This window comes from Maribellus sp. CM-23 (assembly GCF_021354595.1).
Taxonomy (GTDB): domain Bacteria; phylum Bacteroidota; class Bacteroidia; order Bacteroidales; family Prolixibacteraceae; genus Draconibacterium.
Genome location: NZ_JADWYJ010000010.1, coordinates 16,743 through 38,184, shown reverse-complemented (window position 1 = coordinate 38,184; position 21,442 = coordinate 16,743). Strand labels below are relative to the sequence as shown.

The 21,442-nt window shown below is 38.1% G+C and carries 13 protein-coding genes; 12 read left to right on the top strand and 1 reads right to left on the bottom strand.

Annotated elements, in window-relative coordinates; translation table 11 throughout:
• The first annotated feature begins 91 nt into the window (after window positions 1–91).
• Together INQ51_RS22140 and INQ51_RS22135 are read left to right on the top strand one after the other, a co-directional pair.
• On the top strand, window positions 92–1,876 hold the full coding sequence (locus tag INQ51_RS22140) for an FAD-dependent oxidoreductase (RefSeq protein WP_233380175.1): 1,785 nt from the start codon (window positions 92–94) through the stop codon (window positions 1,874–1,876).
• A 151-nt stretch (window positions 1,877–2,027) separates the two neighbouring features.
• On the top strand, window positions 2,028–3,131 hold the full coding sequence (locus INQ51_RS22135) for a hypothetical protein (RefSeq protein WP_233380174.1): 1,104 nt from the start codon (window positions 2,028–2,030) through the stop codon (window positions 3,129–3,131).
• 52 nt (window positions 3,132–3,183) lie between these two features.
• Here the strand turns inward: INQ51_RS22135 and INQ51_RS22130 are convergent, their stop codons facing one another.
• Complete coding sequence (locus INQ51_RS22130) at window positions 3,184–3,663, bottom strand: TolC family protein (protein WP_233380173.1); 480 nt, start codon at window positions 3,661–3,663, stop codon at window positions 3,184–3,186.
• A gap of 289 nt (window positions 3,664–3,952) precedes the next feature.
• Between INQ51_RS22130 and INQ51_RS22125 the strand changes: the two genes are divergently transcribed.
• The 10 genes from INQ51_RS22125 (at window position 3,953) to INQ51_RS22080 (ending at window position 21,432) form a co-directional block, all read left to right on the top strand.
• Window positions 3,953–4,960 (top strand): carbon-nitrogen hydrolase family protein, encoded by a 1,008-nt coding sequence (locus INQ51_RS22125; protein WP_233380172.1) that lies wholly within the window; start codon window positions 3,953–3,955, stop codon window positions 4,958–4,960.
• Window positions 4,961–4,985: 25 nt separating this feature from the next.
• The gene (locus tag INQ51_RS22120; RefSeq protein WP_233380171.1) at window positions 4,986–7,235 is read left to right on the top strand and encodes a hypothetical protein; all 2,250 of its coding nucleotides are present in this window, start codon (window positions 4,986–4,988) and stop codon (window positions 7,233–7,235) included.
• 158 nt (window positions 7,236–7,393) lie between these two features.
• Window positions 7,394–9,568 (top strand): family 20 glycosylhydrolase, encoded by a 2,175-nt coding sequence (locus tag INQ51_RS22115; protein ID WP_233380170.1) that lies wholly within the window; start codon window positions 7,394–7,396, stop codon window positions 9,566–9,568.
• 10 nt (window positions 9,569–9,578) lie between these two features.
• The gene (locus INQ51_RS22110) at window positions 9,579–10,796 is read left to right on the top strand and encodes a glycoside hydrolase family 27 protein (RefSeq protein WP_233380169.1); all 1,218 of its coding nucleotides are present in this window, start codon (window positions 9,579–9,581) and stop codon (window positions 10,794–10,796) included.
• Window positions 10,797–10,872: 76 nt separating this feature from the next.
• Window positions 10,873–11,538, top strand: a complete 666-nt coding sequence (locus INQ51_RS22105; RefSeq protein ID WP_233380168.1) for a GDSL-type esterase/lipase family protein — start codon at window positions 10,873–10,875, stop codon at window positions 11,536–11,538.
• A gap of 332 nt (window positions 11,539–11,870) precedes the next feature.
• Window positions 11,871–12,485, top strand: coding sequence for an RNA polymerase sigma factor (locus tag INQ51_RS22100; protein ID WP_233380167.1), 615 nt, complete (start codon window positions 11,871–11,873; stop codon window positions 12,483–12,485).
• 132 nt (window positions 12,486–12,617) lie between these two features.
• Complete coding sequence (locus tag INQ51_RS22095; RefSeq protein ID WP_233380166.1) at window positions 12,618–14,570, top strand: right-handed parallel beta-helix repeat-containing protein; 1,953 nt, start codon at window positions 12,618–12,620, stop codon at window positions 14,568–14,570.
• Between the two features lie 312 nt (window positions 14,571–14,882).
• On the top strand, window positions 14,883–16,094 hold the full coding sequence (locus INQ51_RS22090) for a FecR family protein (RefSeq protein WP_233380165.1): 1,212 nt from the start codon (window positions 14,883–14,885) through the stop codon (window positions 16,092–16,094).
• Window positions 16,095–16,174: 80 nt separating this feature from the next.
• Complete coding sequence (locus INQ51_RS22085) at window positions 16,175–19,687, top strand: TonB-dependent receptor (RefSeq protein WP_233380164.1); 3,513 nt, start codon at window positions 16,175–16,177, stop codon at window positions 19,685–19,687.
• A gap of 14 nt (window positions 19,688–19,701) precedes the next feature.
• Complete coding sequence (locus INQ51_RS22080) at window positions 19,702–21,432, top strand: RagB/SusD family nutrient uptake outer membrane protein (RefSeq protein ID WP_233380163.1); 1,731 nt, start codon at window positions 19,702–19,704, stop codon at window positions 21,430–21,432.
• Window positions 21,433–21,442: the final 10 nt, after the last annotated feature.

Here is a 21,442-nt window from a genome sequence, read left to right as displayed (position 1 = left end):
CAAATAGGGAAATACTATTTAGTAGATAATGTGGCAACGGTTAATGCAATACCGGACAGAGGGAGAAATTCATTTATGTTATCCTGAGATCATGAATAAAATATATATCGTATTTATTTTTTGTTGCTTGTTTTTGTTGAGCAATAAGAGCAAGGCAGATGACAAAGTATGGCTGGAGGCCGAGCAGTTTGATCATATCGGAGGCTGGGTGATTGACCCGCAGTTTGTTGATCAGATGGGATCGCCTTATTTATTGGCACATGGATTGGGCGAACCAGTAAAACCTGCAACTACATCCGTAAGATTCCCACAAAAAGGGAAATATCATTTTTGGATTCGAACAAAAGATTGGTCTCCTTATCCGAAAGGTCCCGGAAAATTTCAGGTACAAATCAATCAGGACACGATCAATGAAGTTTTTGGTGGAAACAGAGTTGCGGAATGGCATTGGCAATACGGAGGTACAGTCAATATCCGTGATCTGACAGTTAGTATTTCACTTCTTGATCTCACTGGGTTTGAAGGACGGGTTGATGCCTTGTATTTTTCGAAGAAGAATGAGGAGCCTCCGCTTTCAAAAAAAGATTTGACTGCTTTCAGAAAAAAGATGCTGAATTTACCATCAGAGCCAATTGATGAGGGAACATTTGACTTGGTGGTTGTGGGGGGAGGTATTGCCGGTATTTCTGCTTCAATTCAGTCAGCTAGATTGGGACTAAAAGTAGCATTGATTCAAAACAGACCTGTTTTGGGAGGAAATAACAGCTCCGAAATTCGATTGCCAATGCAGGGGGATATGGATAAAAACTTATTTCCGAAGGTAGGTAGAATTGTTCGGGAGTTGGATACAGGTTTTAAAGGTGAAGCTGGTTCTGCTACCGATTATGGAGATGATTTGAAGATGGCAAAAATCAGTGCAGAGAAAAATATATCTCTGTTTTTGTCAACTCACATTTTTGATGTTAAAACCTCGGGAAACAGAATTACAGCTGTTATTGGAAGAAACATTGTAACTTCCAAAGAACATCAGTTTTCAGGAAAGTATTTTGTTGATTGTACTGGAGACGGAACAGTGGGATATGCTGCGGGGGCGAATTTTAAAATGGGGCGTGAAGGATATAACGAAACCAAAGAGCCCAAGGCACCAATGTTCTCTGATAGCATGACCTTGGGTACAACCATACACTGGTATGCCAATGCACAGGATTATGCTTCATCTTTTCCCGTTTGTGACTGGGCTGTACAGTTCTCCGAAAAATATTATTTGGAGAGTACCCGGGGAGCATGGAATTGGGAAACAGGATTTTTCTGGGACACAGTTGAAAATGCGGAAAAAGTAAGAGATCATAAATTTAGAGTAATCTATGGGCATTGGTCTTATTTAAAAAACAATTTACCGGAAAAGTATAAAAACTGGAAGCTTGAATGGATGGGCTTAGTCGCCGGCAAGCGCGAATCGAGAAGACTGATCGGAGATGTGTTTTTAACTGAACTGGATATTTTAAATAACGTTCAGTATCCGGATGCCTGCATTACTACTACCTGGGGGATTGATCTGCATTATCCGGATCCGGTAAATAGTAAATTCTACCCGGGAGAAGAATTTATTGCAGTGGCAGACCATGATAGGAATTTTACTCCTTATCATTTTCCCTACCGATGCCTTTACTCGAATAATATCGAGAATTTGTTCATGGCCGGAAGAAATATCAGCGTTTCACATATTGCCTTAGGCACAGTAAGAGTAATGAAAACCACCGGGATGATGGGAGAAGTAGTAGGCATTGCAGCTTATTTGTGTAATAAGTTTGATTGCAGTCCAAGAGAAATTTACTTGAATCATTTAACTGATTTTCTGACGATGTTAAAAGAATAGGAAACGTTTCCGAATTGCTATTTACATAGAAAGTGCCACCTGTACGATGGTTTTACAGAAAGTACTAATGCCTTTCTTCATTATGACAGTTTTGTCTCATTTTGACTTTAACATGCAGTTTGTGTTCAAGTCATCCTGAATTAATTTTAATATGATTTTCAAAAAGGAATACAGTCTATATGTTTTTTCAATACTGGTAATTCTTTTAATGACAGGTTTTTCTGAGGGTTATCCGGACATGCCGGAATCAGATTTTTGGTCTATGGAAGGAACCGTGATTAAACATTTCTTTGAAGATAAACGCGACTCGCTATCCGGGCCTGAACTATTTGAATTACAAGATGAAAACGGGCTTCCAATTTGGTTCGGACGACACATTTTTAAAGATGTTTGTATTTCGGGGAAATGTAAAATGATCCGTCTCTGGCTATTTTGGGACGGAGCAGGTAATTACCTTGGTATTGAAACTCTCAATGAAGAACCGCTGACTAAATCGGATCATACAAGATTTGAAGAGAAAGACTACCGAAGGCTCGAAAGTATTTTACGAGATACCACATCCATTTTGAAAGGACTAAAGCAAGAGGAGCTTATTATCGTGCCCGATTCTATTGATCTTTATGAGGTAGATGGATATACAGCAGCCACCCAGCCAACGTTGGGCGAAGTTGTGGTAAAAGATGCTGTTTATACTTGCTATACTTTATGGCATACAGTTTATGGACCGGTTCAAAAAGAAGTGTATAAGATATTGGAAAATCGAACAAGCGAAACGTTCATAAAAAAGATGCTACGGAGTAATAACCAGGAGTATATCTCCTGGGCAATTGAGAGTGTAAGAGCCCATCCTGAATATCACCCTGACTTTTACAGGTGCATTATGTCCAATATTGAGTCAGAGAATTTTGATCTGGCAAATCAGGCACTCAACTATTTTCAACCCGAAATGTTCGTTGATACAGCCATTCAGCTCCAACTGGTTCGGGTAATGGATGTTGTGGATTTGAATTTAAGGAATGAAATTATTTGGAAATTCATTGATTGGGGAAATGCTGATGCCAGAGTTATAAAAAGTATGCTCGAAATGGTTATAGATGGTAAGTTGGGTATTTTCTCGTTCAATTACATTTTGAGACTCATAAAACCAGAGCATTTAAAAGAGGGGGAACCAATTCTCCAGCTGTTAACAGATTTGACTAATCATGACGATATTTACATCCGAAACCTGGCACAGAGAATGATTAATTTTAACTGATAGCGGGGGAAATATCATGAATAAGCTGCTGGATGATACGATGTCAAGTCCTTTAAAATAAAACAGAAGTCTTCCTGTTTTTGGTGAAACATCTTTGTTGATGCAAAACCAATAGCAGGAAGACTTCGTTTTTCAGAGGTGGAATGCCTAGGCAAAAATTATCTGTTATTTCCACCCGCCGCCCAATGCATGAGTAAAGATTTACCACAGCAGTTGGCTGTTGAATGTGCTCGTTTACATTGCTTAGCTGGGCATTTAAAACTTCGGTGTAAGTTGCCGAACCGTAGTTGAGCTGTTCTTTTGTATAATCAACCGATTTTTCAAGTGCTTCCAGTTGTTTTTGGCGAAGCTCGCTTTTTTGTACCGAAGCATCGTAAAGAGAGAGCGCATTGTTCACTTCTTTTCCTGCATTCAGCAAAGTGCTGCTGAAATTTGCCAATGCAGCTGCCTGTTGCGCTTTGGCCACTTCGATACATATTTTCCGTTTTCCTGATCTGTTGTTCAATATCCGGAATGGTAACTTCAGCCGCATAGCGTGCTGCTTCGCTTTGAACAACGGCTGCATCCGTTACCCGCCCGGTTTCTTTCATGCTTTTCATGGCCTCAACCAAATCAGCACAGGTGTTTACCGTTTCGTGTGTAATCGCCGGTTCGCTTTTTTAAAAAAAGAACTGAGGAATGTCCACAAAAAAGAATCTAAAGTCTTTATGACAATAGGAAAACACTCTTTTTAAAAATAAAAAATGAAAAGGGGAGATTGGAAGATCTCTCGAAACGGCAGAATTATAGAATAACTCTAAGCTCTAAAAAATATAAATGCGATGAAAAGTCGAATCTTAATTTTAAGTCTTGTATTGATGGTATTCATGATCGTATCGGTCAATGCAAAGAACAACGTAAAAATAGCAACTATTGGAGTAGTTCCTCATAATTTGGATGTAAAACAAAGTCCACAAAAAATAGTGGAAGATGTAATTCAATTTTGGAGTAAGCAACTAGATCAGGTTCTCCCTGACCAACCTGACTTGATTGTTTTGCCCGAAGCATGTGATCGCCCAAGAGGATTAGGCCCGGAACAGGTGATTGAATATTATCTGGTACGAAAAGAACAGGTGCTAAATTATTTTCGTTCAGTTGCAGCAGAAAATAAGTGTTATGTAGCTTTTGGGATGAAGCATCAATTAGAGGATGGTAGTTGGAGAAACTCATGTTTCCTTATAGATAGGGAAGGGAATACAGCAGGCGTATATCATAAGAATTTTCCTACGATTGGGGAGATGAAAGCAGACATAAAGGCGGGGAGTGATAGCCCCGTATTTCAATGCGATTTTGGGCGTGTGGCTTGTGCTATCTGTTTCGATCTGAATTTTGATGAATTGCTTCAATCATATGTGGCACAAAAGCCTGATATAATCGTTTTTCCATCTATGTATCATGGAGGAATTGTTCAGTCGTATTGGGCTTATTCATGTCGGGCATTTCTTGTTGGGGCTATGGGATTCCGGGAAATTCCATCCGAAATTCGCAACCCATTTGGACAAGTTGTTGCCTCATCTACAAACTATTTCAATTACACAGTAGCAGAGGTAAACCTTGACTATTGTATGGTACACCTTGATAATAACTGGGCTAAATTGAGAATGCTGAAGGAAAAATATGGAGAGGATGTAACAATACATGACCCGGGTAAAATTGGAGCAGTTATGGTTACAAGCGAGTCGGATCGTATCAGTTCGAAAGAAATGATCGAAAAATTTGAAATTATGCTGCTTGATGAATACTTAGATGATTCGAGGGAATTTAGGCATGGTACCGGAGGCAAAGAATAAAAAGGACATATAAAAAAGATACTTAATGAATAATTTAATCAATTGTAGATTGATGCTTTTTCGCACTGTATTATTCAGCCTATTGGCATTCCAACTAACGGGATGTGCAGAAAGAATTAAGGAATCCAAAAGCACGGATATTGTTATTGAAAATTCTGAGATTCGACTTGTATTGGGGAGTGATGGGACTGCACAGAGTCTGGTTTATAAACCAACAGGAGAGGAATGTTTGATGTTAAACACTGAGACTCCTGCGTTTGCTATTGCGCAAGATCGTCCTTATGACAATGAAATTCAGCTTGCTTATCCGGCCAAGTCAAAAACATTTGCCGCAGATTCAATATACCGAGATGGTGATAATCTTGTTGTTGGGTTTGAACTTACAGATTATGAGGCTACTATTGAAATCAATATAACAGATGATTATATTGGCTTTACACTGAAAAAGCTAGAATATCATATGGCTGATTTTGGGATCAAAAGGCGAACCAGGATTGATGAATTTACTCTTTTGCAACTACCTGTTAAAAATAGAGCTCATTTTGGTGAATGGCTTAATGTATCATGGGACGAGAATATTGCAGTAAATCTGTTGGGTTCCGATCCGTTCGTGAAAATCGATGCCGAAGAAAGACAAGGATATAAAATATTTCAGGCAGGTGGTATTGATGACGTGAAAGTTGAAGGTGTTGGCGCGGTACTTATCGTTACTGAAAAATCAAAGCTTCTGAACCGGATTGATCAGGTTGAGCGTGATTTTGGACTTCCGCTTGGTGTTGAGAGTCGTAGAAGCAGGGAATACAAGAATTCGTATTATGAACTCCGCAATGTTACTCCACAGAATATTGATGAGCATATTGCTTTTGCGAAACTTGGTGGGTTCAAGCAAATGGTTGTTTTTTGGATCGACTTTGCCTCTTCGATGGGGCACTTTCCATGGAAGCCTGAATATCCAAATGGAATGGCGGATTTAAAAGAAATTACTCGTAAGATTGAAGCCGCCGGAATGATTGCAGGTTTTCATATTCATTACAGCAAGGCACAAAAGAATGATCCTTATGTGTCCCCGGTGCCTGATTCCCGGTTGAATTTGAGGCAGGTTTTTACACTGGCTGATAAGCTTGAACCAAATGACACCATAATCTCGATAGAAGAAAATCCAGCCGGATGTACACTTGAGGAAGGGAGACGTTTTTTGAAAATTGGGGAGGAATTAGTTACCTATGAAAACTTTACAACAACATGGCCCTATCAGTTTACAGGTTGCCAACGGGGAGCGCTAAATACTTCTGCAACCGGGCTAAACGCCGGAGGACTGATTGGCTTATTGGATGTAGATACATGGCCAAAATTTGTACGGTTTAATCAGAAAACAAATATTCAGAAAGAAGTTGCTGAGAGATTAGCAAGTATAATCAAAGAAGCTGGATTTAAGTTTATTTATTACGACGGAGCAGAAGACGTACCTCCTCCTTATTGGTATAATGTATCAAATGCTCAGCTAATCGTTCATGAAGCTTTGGAAACTAAACCGATATTTTCGGAAGGTGCACTTAAGTCACATTTTAGTTGGCACATAATTACCCGTGGTAATGCTTTTGATATTTTTAGTCCTGAATTCATTAAGGAAGCAACCCGTAAACACCCCATTGCTGAGGCAAAACTTATTTCTAATGATTTTACTTCAATTAATTTTGGATGGATCGGATATGAGGAGCCGGGAGAGAAGACCATTGGTATTCAGCCGGATATGCTTGAATACGTTACAAGTAGAGCCGCTGGGTGGAATTCAGTGATTTCGATGATTGGAGATCTTAAATCCTTGAGAAATCATCCACGAACTCCAGATAATCTAGAGGTGATCCGAAGATGGGAGAAAGCCAGGGAAACCGGGTTTCTCTTACCCGAACAAGTTGAAAGTTTAAAAAGCGAAACGCAGGAGCATATTTTATTGATTAATGAGTCAGGCAATTTTGAGCTTGTTCCCTATGACCAAATTCTCAATGTTGCCAACGGAAGCAAAGAAATTCGTGCTTTCATTTTTAGCCGCAGCGATAAAACCTGGGTTGTTTACTGGCATACTTCAGGAGAAGCAGAGCTTGAGTTACCCATTAATGGCAAAAATGTAAGTTTATTTGAAAGACTCGGAGAAGAAATACGTGTTTCGGGAACTAATGAAAAAACGGTTGTTCCGGTTGGAAACCGTAGGTATCTTCAATTTGATCTGTCATCGCAGGAAGTTATTGATTTATTTTCTCGTGCAAAAATTCTATAAAGTAAACATGATTTTCTCTCGTAAATATGAGTGCTTTTTAAGCTGAGTATTCATAAACTAACAAGCAATTAAGTATTCACAATATAAAGTATTGGTAGCTATAATAACTCATTTATTCGTGTAGCTATCGAATCACTCTATTCTAAATTCTAAATCGTATGAAAAATGTTTTGTTATTCTTTTTGGTGTCAATCCCAATATCATTATTTGCTCAATTGGGTGAAGTTTCAGATAGACTTCCTGATCCTTTTCGAGTAGTACCCAAACCTAAAAATGTTAAGATGTCTTCTGAAAAGGGAATTGAATCTGGAGAACTGAAGACAATCCAGCTTGAAGGTAATATTCAAAAACCTGTGTTGGGTAACATCCTTTCATCGCTACCTTTGAAAACTAAAGATACTGGTGGTAAGTTGATTCTACAAATCTCTGACATGGATGATGTGCCGGAATCAATGGAGGGATATGTGTTAGAAATTTCTGATGGTATTGTGAAGATCGTTTCCCGTGGTAAAGCAGGACTTTTTTATGGTTGTCAGACTCTTGAACAATTGCTTGAAGATGCCCGGGACTTCAATACTCCAGTACCTGCTTGTAAAATAATTGATTATCCTGATTATGCTTATCGTTCTGTCCATTTTGATACAAAGCATCATTTAAATTACACTAATTATTATTATGAAAGTATTGATCGCCTTGCGCGGTACAAAATCAATTCCATCACCTGGGAGTTTGAGGATAAACTTGGTTATCAGAGTCATCCTCTTGTTGGGGCACCGCAAGCCATAAGCATTGATGAGATGGCTGCACTAACAAAATATGCTCGTGAAAGAAATATTGAAATTACTCCGTTGGTACAGGGTCTTGGGCACGCTACATTTATCCTGAAACATCAGAAATATGCCTCCTTGCGCGAGGTTGAAAGCAATCGTTGGGCATTTTGTCCTTTGCACGAAGGTGGCTATCAGCTGTTGTTTGATTTGTATCGTGAAGCGATTGAAGCTACTCCCGGGAGCAAGTATTTCCATATCGGTGGTGATGAGATCGGAAATATTGGTATATGCGAACGTTGTAAACCTACTGCCGATGAAAAAGGTAAGTTTGAATTAAATCTCTACTGGATGAATCGGGTTTGTGAGTTTCTGACAGAACAGGGACGTATTCCTATATTTTGGGGTGATATGCCTTTTCAGTATGCCGGAGTTTGGCAAACAGTTAGGGAGGAAGAAGATTCTCCGGAACTATGGGAAACCGGAATTAAAAAGTTGGATCAAGTGATTGAACGTTTCCCCGGTAACGGAGTTTTTATGCATTGGAATTATACCACATGTCAGCAACCAGGAAATGAACGTGCTTTGGAGTGGCTTACTGACCGCAAGTTAAACACCATGATATCAACGGGTGCCAATAGTGGGGCTGCTGCTCTGTTTCCTTTAGAGGAACAAACTGGTAAAATGTCAGATCGAGGTTTGAGATCAATTCAAAGTTCTATTCAATCAGCATTTAAAAAAGGGATTGATGGTGTGCTGACTACCGGTTGGGACGATCGATCACCTCATATGGAAACATACTGGAGAGGATTTATCGCATCGGCACATTATAGCTGGAATACGAATGGCGGAAATCTTTCTGACTATCATCGGGCATATATGCAACGCGAATTTGGACCTGATGCTTTTTACACTGAATTGTATGTGCAATTGAGAGATGCTGCTTATTTCTGGGAGACTTCTTTAGTAAAAAAAGGAAATAGGATGGAGAATGAAAATGCGCTATTGGAGTTGCCCGGAATAGCTCATTGGGTCCCGGAGGATAGCAGAGAAGATGAGAGAAAACAAAAGAATTTCGAGGATATAGTTATTGACTTACCCAATTTGAATCAACCTGGTCAATGGACTGAAAAATATAAAGAGAGGCTTGAAGAAGCAGAACAACAAGCTGAGATTTACAAAAGCACATCGAAGCAACTTGTTAATTTATATGAGGTTTCTACCCGGAATACGTACCATTGGAGATTGTTTGCAGCTCTGAATGATTTTCAAATTACAGCACCAAGACTTTTGACGGCATTAAAGAGCTGTGATGTTGATGATGAAGCGAAAAGAAATATTGGATTTTCAGAGGTGAGAAAAGCCTTGGCCGAATTCAAAACAGCTTGGGCAAATTTGAATGAAGTATATGGAGAAACCCGGCATGTCGCCTACCCTAAAAACTATGTTGCAGACAGGTATTTCCATTTTGCGAGCCAAAGAGAAGATCTGACATGGCTAATTCAGGTGGAAGAATTGTTGCATCCTCAAGTGGTTGAATGGGTGGAGGCAAATTTGAAGAAATAAGTCTGGCTTTATGAAAAAGCACTATTTATTGCTATTATCCATTTTCTTTTTTGTGAATGGAATGGCGCAGAAGTTTGATATGCTGGCGCAAACACCTCCGATGGGGTGGAACAGTTGGAACAAATTTGGCTGCGATGTTGACGAGAAGCTGATTATGGACATTGCTGATGCTTTGGTTAGCAGTGGGATGAAGGATGTTGGCTATGAGTACGTGGTTATTGATGACTGTTGGCAGGTTGGTCGCGATGAGAATGGGGAAATTGTTATTGATAAGGAACGTTTCCCGAATGGAATTAAGTATCTCGCTGATTATATACACTCGAAAGGATTGAAGTTTGGAATTTATTCATGTGCGGGAGAATTTACCTGTGCGGGGCGGCCGGGAAGTCGCGGGTATGAATTTCAAGATGCACGTACGTATGCCAGTTGGGGAGTAGATTATTTAAAATACGATTGGTGTTACACAACCGATGAAAATGTTCAATGTGCTTCTTCCGCACCAGAACATGCAATAAGTTCTTACACAACAATGAGTGATGCTCTCTTTGCTGCAGGTCGTCCGGTTGTTTTTAGTATTTGTGAATGGGGATTTCAGCAACCTTGGGAATGGGGGGAAAATATTGGTCATTTATGGCGTACCTATCATGATATTAAAGATCGGTGGGATTCAGTGCTGGAGATACTTGACAAGCAGAAAGGATTAGAGCGGCATGCCGGACCAGGGCATTGGAACGATCCGGATATGTTGGAGGTGGGCAATGGTGGCATGACAAACGAAGAGTATAAATCGCATTTTTCGCTTTGGTGCATGTTGGCAGCTCCTCTTATGGCAGGGAATGATATTCAGAATATGACTGCTGAAACAAAGGAAATTCTTACCAATAAAGAACTCATTGCTGTAAATCAGGATGTTTTGGGGATTCAGGCTTTTTGCTACAGAGATAATGGAGACTATGAAATATGGATAAAAAAACTGGCAAATAATGAACGAGTAGTGTGTTTGCTAAATCGAAGCGACGAAAACAAAAAGGTTCAGGTAGATTTTGATTTACTTTTAAAAGTGACAAATAATCATCGAAATTCGGAACCCAATAAATTAGAAGATTACAAGGTGAGAGATTTGTGGGAACATGAGGACTTAAAGATAAATGAGAGTACAAGTTACATCAATATAGCCCCGCACTCCGTCAAAGTGTTTCGGTACATTTCGGAGTTAAGGTCAAAATAGTTTCTCTGGTAATAGAAGCTATTTTTCATTCCCATTTTTTAATGAAAAAGTAATATTAAATTTTTAATAATAGGTTATGAAACAGTGTGTTAGTATTAGGTTGTTTTTATTAGTGATTATTTTACTGGGAGCCTTCAACATAAAAGCACAGGATCCAACCCGTTTTAATGAGAAGATAAATGAGCTTGCTAATGCGGAGTATAATTTTTCCTCAGATAAAAGACTTGTTGTTTTTGCCGGTAGTTCAAGCATTTTAATGTGGAAAGATGTCCAGTCGTATTTTCCCGAATATAATGTCATTAATAACGGTTTTGGAGGTTCGCATTTTAGCGATCTTCTATATTTTTATGATAGGGTAATTCTTGCGCAAAAGCCAGATATCCTTTTTATTTATGAAGGAGATAATGATATTGCAAATCATAAAAAGCCATCTGAAATTTTTAAACAAGCGAAAGATTTATTAAAGGGTATTCAGCAGGAATTGCCCAAGACTAAGGTTGTGTTCATTTCAACAAAACCAAGTTTTGCCCGATCGGAGTTGAAAAATGAATATTGCAAATTCAATAAAAAACTTAGGAATTTTTGTGATAAAAAGGAAAATGTTGAATTCGCCGATGTGTGGAGTATCATGCACGATGAAGAGGGAAAACTTTATTCGCATATTTTTACAAGTGATGGTTTGCATATGAATAAAGAAGGATACGATTTATGGGCAAAGGTACTTTCTGGTTTTCTTGAGTAGTTGGTATTAACTCTGTAAGCAATAATAAATATTTAAAATGGAGTACGTAAAGAGCTGGTGTATTAAGTAATGTTTCTGTCGGATGTTTGACACTTATCGATGCAATATATTTATGTGCCAGAAACACATGCATACATGGGAGACGAATTAGGCAGTAGATATTTTTATACTCCATTTTATCGATTTTAACAGTCTTGAGGCTAAAAGGATAGAAACTTTGTTTTTATCCTTTTAGTGTTTTCGTGATTGAATCAGCCAATTCATGAATTCGATTAAAAAGATAGTTGTTTGTTGGATTCTGAAATTAGGAGATTTGATTATTCTTTATACATTTGGCACCGCTGATGGGTGGGAATAATTCTGATATAAAAATATGGAATGACTTCAGAAATGGAGAAAGCTATGCGCTGTCTCATATTTATTATAAACATGTTTCGCTTCTTTTTCGCTACGGGAAAAAATTTTCTCAGAATGATGAATTAATTAAGGACTCCATTCAGGATTTGTTTTTTGATTTAATACGAACCAGACAAAACCTATGTCAAACAGATAATATTAAATACTATCTGTTTGTAGCGTTTCGGCGAAAATTAGTTAAGAATATTAAGACCCATAACTTATCACTTGATCCTCAGTCTGAATTTCTTTTTGAAGCAAATATTGTCTACTCAATAGAGCAGGAGATAATTGATAAAGAGGTACTAACCCGTCGCGAAAAATTAGTAAGAAAGACTTTAAAAGAGTTAAGTCCTAAGCAGCGGGAAATCCTTTTCTACCGCTTTACATGTGACTTTGAATACGAACAAATTTGCGAAATAATGTCGTTAAAATACGATTCTGCGCGAAAATTGGTCTTTAGGGCACTAAGTTCGTTAAAGAGATGTTTGTCCGATACAGATATCTTTCTCTTGTTTATCAAATTCCTTCCCCGTAAATATTTTTCTTAAAAAAAAAGAAAATTTCTGTCCACAAAATTAGTTTGATCCTCTTTTTATATAAAAAGCAAGTAGTCATTGTTTTGACTGTCTTGGCTCATGACCAACGTATAACTAGAGTTAATTGGAACTAATCTTATGAAAATGAAAAATCTAATCGTAATTAAGTATTTTATTGTATTCGCAGTAATGTTTCTTTCGTGTGAATTAAAGGCTACTGTATATTATGTTGATGCAACATCAGGTTCAGATAGCAACAATGGGACTTCTGCAGCCTCTGCATGGAAAACATTAACAAAAGTAAACAATACTTCTTCTTCCTTTGTCGCAGGAGATTCAATCCTTTTTAAACAAGGCGAAACGTGGAAAGGAGAACGCCTGTTTGCAATAAGTCATCCATCAGGAACCAGTGCTATGCCAATCACTTATTCTTCGTATGGAAGCGGAGCAAAACCAATAATTGACATTGTTGTTGATAAAAGCACAGTTTGGACAGATAATGGCAATAATGTGTGGTCTACACCCACAGCTAATTATCAAAGGTTTTTCAGAAATGGTATTGAAATGCTTAGAGCTGGTGACATCAACTATTTAGGTTCATACGGAACGAAGTGTTTCGTTGGAAGTGGACTGCTATATGTGTATTCTACTACTGATCCGTCAACTGACACTTTTAGTTGGGCTAAATACTCTGAAGCGATAAGTTTTAAGGAGGCAGATTACATAAATATTGTTGGCCTGGATATTCGTGGAGGCTCAAGTACTTCAGTAAAAATTTATAATAATGAAGGGTGGGTAGTCGAGAATTGTAACATCGGCTTTAACGCAGGATATGGTTGTGTCGTAAAATATTCATCCAATATTACCATAAAAAATTGCTCGTTCGACTCAAACCTTGCGGTTGATCAGTCGCAGTTGCCGGGAAGTATTCGAAATACCCAAACTGGATGTACGGATGGTATCCTTGTTTCAGCAGGATCTCATTATATTACCATAGAGCATTGCTTCTTTAAAAATTGGGGACATGCCAGTTTTGGTTCCGATACAGATGACCCGTTAAACAAAATATCTCATATCACTTTTCGCAACAATGAATTAACTTCTCCCGATGTTTTGTATGGCGGAAGAATGGGGTACAGTGGATACTCCGAAGATGGGGAATATTATAACAATTATATTCATGACATCTCTGTTGCAAATCAACTAGGTGGAAGTAGGAATCATTTTCATCATAATATTATTGATGGTGTTCTTGATAGTCCTTTAAAAACAGATAAAATTGGGATTGGCATTTCGGTACAAAATTACAATGTTCAGGTAAGGGATAATATTATTGAGAATAACCTTATTGCGAATACAGAGAGCAAAGGATTTGAGATCTATTCAATCAACTGGGACAAGCCTAATGAGCTTTCGGGGAACATTTTCAGGAATAATATTATTTATAATTGTGGGACTAAAGAAAACAACATTGCAATCCAGTTTCATGAAGATAAAGAAGGTCAGAACATATATAATAATACAGTGACAAATAATCTGATCTACAGCATATCTAGTACCCAAACATGTTTGTATCAATTCAATGGAACATTATGTGATGTAGCTACATTTAATACTCTTAATAGTAACATAAGTAATAATATCGGCGCTTATCCTTTGTTTGTAGCCACTCCTGGTGATTTTCATCTCCAAGCTGGCTCTCCGGCAATCGATGCAGGAACACAAGCATTGGCAACAGTAGATTTTGATGGGAATGATATTCCTGATGGTGTAGCTACTGATATTGGCGTTTACGAGTACCAATTAAATGTAGGGATTAATGATGTTATGCGTCATTCCGATCCAGCGGCCAATAAAATTCTTAATTCATACAAGTTCCTGCTTTTTCCGAATCCGGCAACTAATCAGGTTTTTGTTTCTGATGAGTTTATAAACGAGGATTATCAAATTTTTTCGTTATCAGGTAAAGTCGTAAAAACAGGAAGACTAGATGAAAATAGTATTGCTGTGCCAGGGCTAAAATCAGGTATTTATTTGATAAAGTTTACCGGAGAAAAAGGCAGAAAATCGGAAGTGATGAAATTCGTTAAAAAATAAATTAGCGTACAATGGGTGAATAATAGTATTCAGCCTATTGTGTGCAATTCTAAACCATTTAAATAATGATAGAACTGATTGTCTCAAAATTTGCCTTGAGCCAATCAGTTTTTCCCGGTTTTAATTTTAATTCGTTCGTAACAAATAATTGCAGATTCTCACTTGCTTAAGTTGTTTCGATTTATTGGCTTGTTAAATTAGTTTGAGAGAAGTGTCCTTATCATGGTGTTATGTGTTTATTTTAGACGAAAAATGTCCACAAAAAAGGAAGAGTAGTCTTTACTAAAATAACAGTACACTAATAATATTTGGATGGAGAAGAAATATATAAGATATAGTCTGGAAGAGTTTATTGAGGATAAACAGTTTGTTGCTTGGGCATTAGGCCGAAGCAAGAGTGGCGAATGGGAAGCCATAATGCTTGAAAATGCAGAAATTGGTAAGCGAATTAAAAAAGCCAAAGAAATAGTTTTACTATTACGCGATAGCTATGAAATAATAGATGAAGAATCAGTTTTAAACTTGTGGCAAAACATCGAACGTTTTGATTATCTGCACAAGCAAAAATCCCGAAAGGTAAAACTGCAAAGCCGAATTAGTTGGGCTGCATCCATATTTTTAGTTTTCTCAGTAGGAGTGCTTGCTTACTTATTTTTAAGTGAAAGGGGCGCTAATTCCTATTTCGCAGATTCTGTCAATGTAACTCAAAGCAACGATGCCCGGTTAGTTCTTTCTGATGGTGAGGAGATTGCATTAATTGGTAATAGTTCTACTATTTCTTTGAATGACAATGAATTGACTTTGGATAATGATAGTGTTATTGATCTATTGCAACGAAAACCTAAAGAGGACAAAGAGATTCAGATGAATGAGGTGATTATTCCATATGGGAAGAACTCCAAATTACTTCTGGATGATGGCACAAAAGTGTGGTTAAATGCAGGGAGTAGGTTAGCTTTTCCAACAAAGTTTACAGGGAAGAACAGGGAGGTGTTTTTGGAAGGAGAAGCCTATTTTGAAGTAGCAAAGAATAAAAACCAGAGCTTTATTGTAAATGCATCTGACATTAGCATAAGGGTTTTGGGGACGCACTTCGATATCTCTGCATACCCAGGAGATGAGAATGTTGAAACGGTCCTTTTAGAAGGGAGTGTGGTCGTAAGTGCCCCTAAATTGTTTGGTCTGGGCAAAAATGATGTACTGTTAAAACCATATCAAAAAGCAAATTTTGACAAGGAGGAAAGTAGAATTGAAGTTGTAGACGAACCAAATGCGGAACAATATATTTCATGGACCGATGGTTGGTTTCAGTTCTCGAAAGAGAGTCTACGTTCTGTTTTTAATAAGTTGGAACGGTATTACAATGTTGAAATAATATTACCACCAAATTTCCTTTCCTCTGAATTAATTAGTGGAAAACTGGATTTGAAAGAGTCATTGGAGGAAGTTATGGTAACACTAAAAGATGTGGCTGAAATTGAGTACCGAGTTAGCGGAAATATTATTTACATCGATAAAAAATAAAGCGAAAGCCGATAGGCGTGCAGGCCTGCCGGCTTTCAGATTAAATTAAATAAAGTATCTAATCTTTACATTTCAAAATTATGAAAAAAACGCGAACAATACCATGTCTCGCAAGAGGGAGTATTGCAAAAATTCTATTAAAAATGAAGCTAGTAACTGTTTTAATGCTTTCGGTATTTGCTGTCTCTGCCGGAAACATCTATTCGCAACAAACCAAATTCAATCTGGGGTTGAGCAATACTACGGTGAAAGATGTATTTCAGCAAATTGAAGACAATAGTGAATTTGTTTTGCTATACAACGAAAAGGTTGTTGATGTAAATCGAAAGGTAAATGTTGAGGCAAAAAATGTAACTGTAGAAGCAGTACTGAAGCAGGTTTTTGAAGGGACAAATAATGTTTATAAAATTTACGATAGACAGATCGTTATTCTTGAAGATGAGCATGCTGAATTACCTCTAAATTTTAGGAGTGAAACTGTTCAACCACAATCGAAAACTGTTCGCGGGACTGTTACCGATGCAAAGGGTGAGGCAATCCCCGGTGTTTCAATTGTTGTGAAGGGAACGACTATTGGCGTTATTACTGATATAAACGGTGAGTATTCTCTCGATGTCCCTTCTAATGCAGAGTTTTTGGAGTTCTCATTTGTGGGAATGAAATCGCAAATAGTTTCAATTGTTGATAAAGAACAGGTTTCTGTAGTTCTTGAAGAGGAAACATTTGGAGTAGACGAGGTGATCGTGGTTGGCTACGGCACACAGAAAAAAGTTAATGTTACTGGAGCTGTGTCTTCGGTATCAATGAAAGATTTAGAAAATAGACCTTTGCCCAATGTAGGAGAGGTTTTAAGAGGAGTATCTCCAAACTTAAACATTTCGTTGGGCGCTTTTGGTGGAGAGCCAGGAGCTACGCCTGAGTGGAATATTCGTGGGATGGGATCAATTTCAGGGAATGATTCTCCGCTTATTTTAGTTGATGGAGTGGAAATGAATATTAATAATTTAGATCCCGGAAACATCGAAAGTGTATCTGTTCTAAAAGATGCATCTGCTTCCGCAATTTATGGTGCACGTGCTCCTTTTGGTGTTGTTTTAATAACAACCAAGAAGGGGAATAAGAATGGGAAGATGCAGGTGCAGTACAATAATAACTTTACATTTGGAACGACACTCGGAGTGGGGCACCTAGAAAATTCGCTGACGTATGCAACGGCTTATAACCAGGCATCGGTAAATGCAGGAAGTCCTCCAATATACAATGATGAGTATCTGGCCCGGATAAAAGGATACCTTGATGGTACATACCTTACTGAGTATGATCCTGAAAATCCTCCTCATAATATTTGGGCTGGCAGACGGGTTGGAAATGCAAACTATGACTGGCCATACGAATGGTTAAAGCCTGTAAAAATAGATCAAAGACATAGCGTTAATATAAGCGGTGGAGATGATAGAACTCAGTACTATCTTTCATTAGGATTTTTCGATGAAGACGGTTATTACTCAGCCGGGTATGATGACTACAAACGGTATGATCTTATGGCGAATTTCAATACGAAAGTTACGGACTGGTTAAGTTTTAATTTGAGTACCAAATTTGCGAACTCCAATACAGATCATCCACATGGGATAACTACTGTAGAAAGAAGGTATATATGGCTTAGCCTGTATTCGTGGAGTCCTTTAACTCCAAAATATAATATTAATGGGAGCATTGGTAATCCATGGATAAGGTCCATGGAATCATCTGGTCGCATTAAAACAAAATCGAACGATTTTTTGGTTACTGCTGGTACCGAAATTGAACCAATAAAGGGGTGGAAAACTAATATTGCATATACTTACAACGTTACATTCGAGAACGTTGAGTCAAATCCAAAACCTGTGTGGGTAGAACTTGGAACGGGTGGTTTTGGTAATGTCGGTAAACCAATTGCATCGTATGAATCCAGCTTTTCTTCTGCTCCATACTCTTTAATTAGTGCCACAACTTCTTATGAAAAGTCACTCGGCGATCATTATATCAAGGCGCTGGCGGGTTATGAACAAGAGCAAAAATTTTATTCTTGGTTAGGTGGTGCCGGGGGGCAATTAATCTCCGAAGAGGTTCCGTCAATAAGCACCTCGCTTGGAACCTCAACTGTTGATGATACCAAATGGGACTGGGCGACTCAAGGTATTTTTGGGCGTATTAATTACAATTATAAAGAAAAGTACCTTTTGGAAGTTAGCGCACGCTACAATGGCTCATCCAGGTTTGCGCCTGAATCAAGATGGGGATTTTTCCCTTCAGCTTCTGCAGGTTATCAGGTCTCTAAAGAAAACTTCTGGCAACCCATTAAATCATACGTAAATAGTTTTAAAATAAGGGCTTCATATGGATCACTGGGCAATCAAAACGTTAGCCGGTATTTATATATTCCAAGTGTGCCTGTTGTGACTGAGACTCCTTGGCTCATTGGAGGAGAACGACCTCCATATGCATTAACTCCGAATTTAATTAGCGACGATCTAACTTGGGAGACAATTACGACATTGAATTTGGGGCTTGATGCCGGATTTATTAATAATCGATTAGAATTAAACTTCGACTGGTTCAAGAGAAAGACTACCAATATGTTTGGTCCGGCGGAAACTCTTCCATATACGTTAGGCACAAGTACACCAAAGGCAAACAATGCAGAGATGGAAACGAAGGGTTTTGAATTGATATTGAGTTGGAAAGATCGGATTTCGTCTGATTTTTCATACAATGCACAAATTAGCTTGGGTGATGCAAGGTCAACAATCTTAAAGTATCGGAATGATAACGGATTTATTAATAGCTGGTACGCAGGGAAGAATGTTGGTGAATTATGGGGCTACGAAACTGAGGGCATAATTCAAACACAAGAAGAAGCGGAGACTATGGCGGATCAATCTGCAATTTATTCTCGATGGGGACCTGGCGATATCAGATACAAAGACCTCAACGGTGATGAAAAAATTACAAATGGAGGAAGAACATTGGACGATCATGGAGACTTAAAGGTTATTGGGAATACTTCCCCACGTTATAATCTTGGGATTTCCGGAGGATTTAATTGGAAGGGATTTGATTTCAGCATGCAGTGGTATGGAAATCTAAAGCGTGATTACCACCCCGCGTATAATAATAAAACGTTTAACGGAATAACACATACCTGGAGTAATTCAGGAATAATAAAGGGGTCACCAACGTTGGATTATTGGCGTCCTGCAGATGAAACGAATATGTTTGGTCCCAATACCGATGCTTATTTTCCAAAACCTTATTTCAGCAGCGAAACCTATAAAAACGTAGAAATACAGTCTAGGTATGTACTTAACGCTGCTTATCTACGGTTAAAGAATATTCAGGTGGGGTATACTATTCCAGGGCATATTTCAGAGAAGGTCTATCTTCAAAATGCAAGGATTTATGTCTCAGGTCAGAACCTGATAACAATAAAAAGCTTGCCAAAATCAATAGACCCGGAATCAGTTATTGACGCAGCAACTGGATACACTGACTCAGGTGGTTTCTATCCGATGTCAAGGTCTTTTTCGGTTGGTTTGAATTTAACATTCTAAAAGCATTATTGATTATGAAAAATTTTAAAATAGCTATTCGTTTAATTGTATTGATGCTATTCATTAATGCATGCGATGATAATTTCCTGGACAGGAGTCCGTTAGATCAAGTAGGGTCAGTTGATTTTTTCAAAAGCCCGGCAGATCTAAAAACCTATGTAAATCAATTTTATACCAGTTCCATGTTTCCAATAACACGTGAACATGGTAGCGATTTTGATTCTGATAATGCTGTAACTGGTAATTATGATGTGTGGTTGAATGGTAATAGAACTCTTGATGGTGCCAGAAACATTAATTTCGGCCCTGTAAGAAATATTAACTATTTTTTTGATAACTACAGTCGGGTTAAAGAAAATGCTGCGCTTGAAGAGTATAAGCAATATTTAGGGGAAGCACATTTTTTCAGAGCAATGATTTATTTTGATCTTTTGCAAAACTATGGGGATATACAATGGTTTTCAACTGAGATTGGAACAGAGTCACCTGAACTTTATGCTCCGAGAACTCCCCGGAATATTGTGGCTGATAATATTATTGCTGATCTCGATTCGGCTGCAATTTACCTTACTGCAGATAAAACAGATGGTTGTTCGCGCATAAATAAATGGATGGCACTCTTGATTCAAAGTCGGGTAGCCCTTTTTGAAGGTTCATGGGAAAAATACCACAACGGCACTCCGTTTGGAGTAAGTAATGCAAATCCAAATAAGTTTTTTACGAAAGCAGTTGAGGCAGCAACAGCTGTTATGAATTCAGGAGTATACAACATCTATTCAACAAGTAATCCAACTTCAGATTATCATGATCTGTTCATTTTGCGGGATTACTCTTCGAATGAGGAGGTGATGTTTTGGAAAAAATTTGATAATGTTTTGCAGAAAGGTGAAGAGGTGTTCCGAAATGAGCCAAATCATATGGGAGAGTTCCCTTATAATCATTCATTAACAAAATCACTGGCTGATTCGTATCTGTGTACAGATGGTGATCCAATTGCAGTTAGCCCACTTTTTAAGGGGTATGAAACGCTTGATGTTGAAATGCAAAACCGTGACCCAAGGTTTTATCAAACCATCGCTACACCTGATTTTGAATGGTTAATTTTAGAAGATGGGACCGTCTTTGATTGGCGTCAAACTGTTTTCAATTTGCTAAATTCTTCAGTTCAATATAATTCTCCTGCTGGTTATGTGAATGCTAAAGGTTATAATCCACAAAAGATTTATCACGTTCCTCAAACTGAAGAGACTCCTGCCATTATATACAGGTATGCAGAAGTTTTACTTAATTATATTGAGGCCAAAGCTGAATTAGGCTCAATTTCTCAGGCTGATGTTGATAAAACAATAAAAAAGCTAAGAGCCCGGGCGGGTATGCCAAATTTAGATCTTGCAGGTATAACAGTTGATCCTAATTGGGATTTTCCTAACCTGTCACCTACCATTAATGAAATCAGAAGAGAGCGGCGTGTTGAACTTGTTTCTGAAAGATTACGTGCTTTTGATTTAAAACGTTGGGCGGCAATGGATGAATTAATTGTGGGAAAAAGACCAAAAGGATTTTTATCATCACAGATCTCAATTAATCCTTTTCCTGTTGATGAGAATGGATTTCTGGATCCGTATAAAAATAAAATGCCAAATGGTTACGGGTTTGATGTTGATCGTGACTATTTAAGTGCAATTCCCAAAAATCAGCTTTTGCTAAACGAGAATTTAACTCAGAATCCGGGATGGGATAATTAGTTTTAAGTAC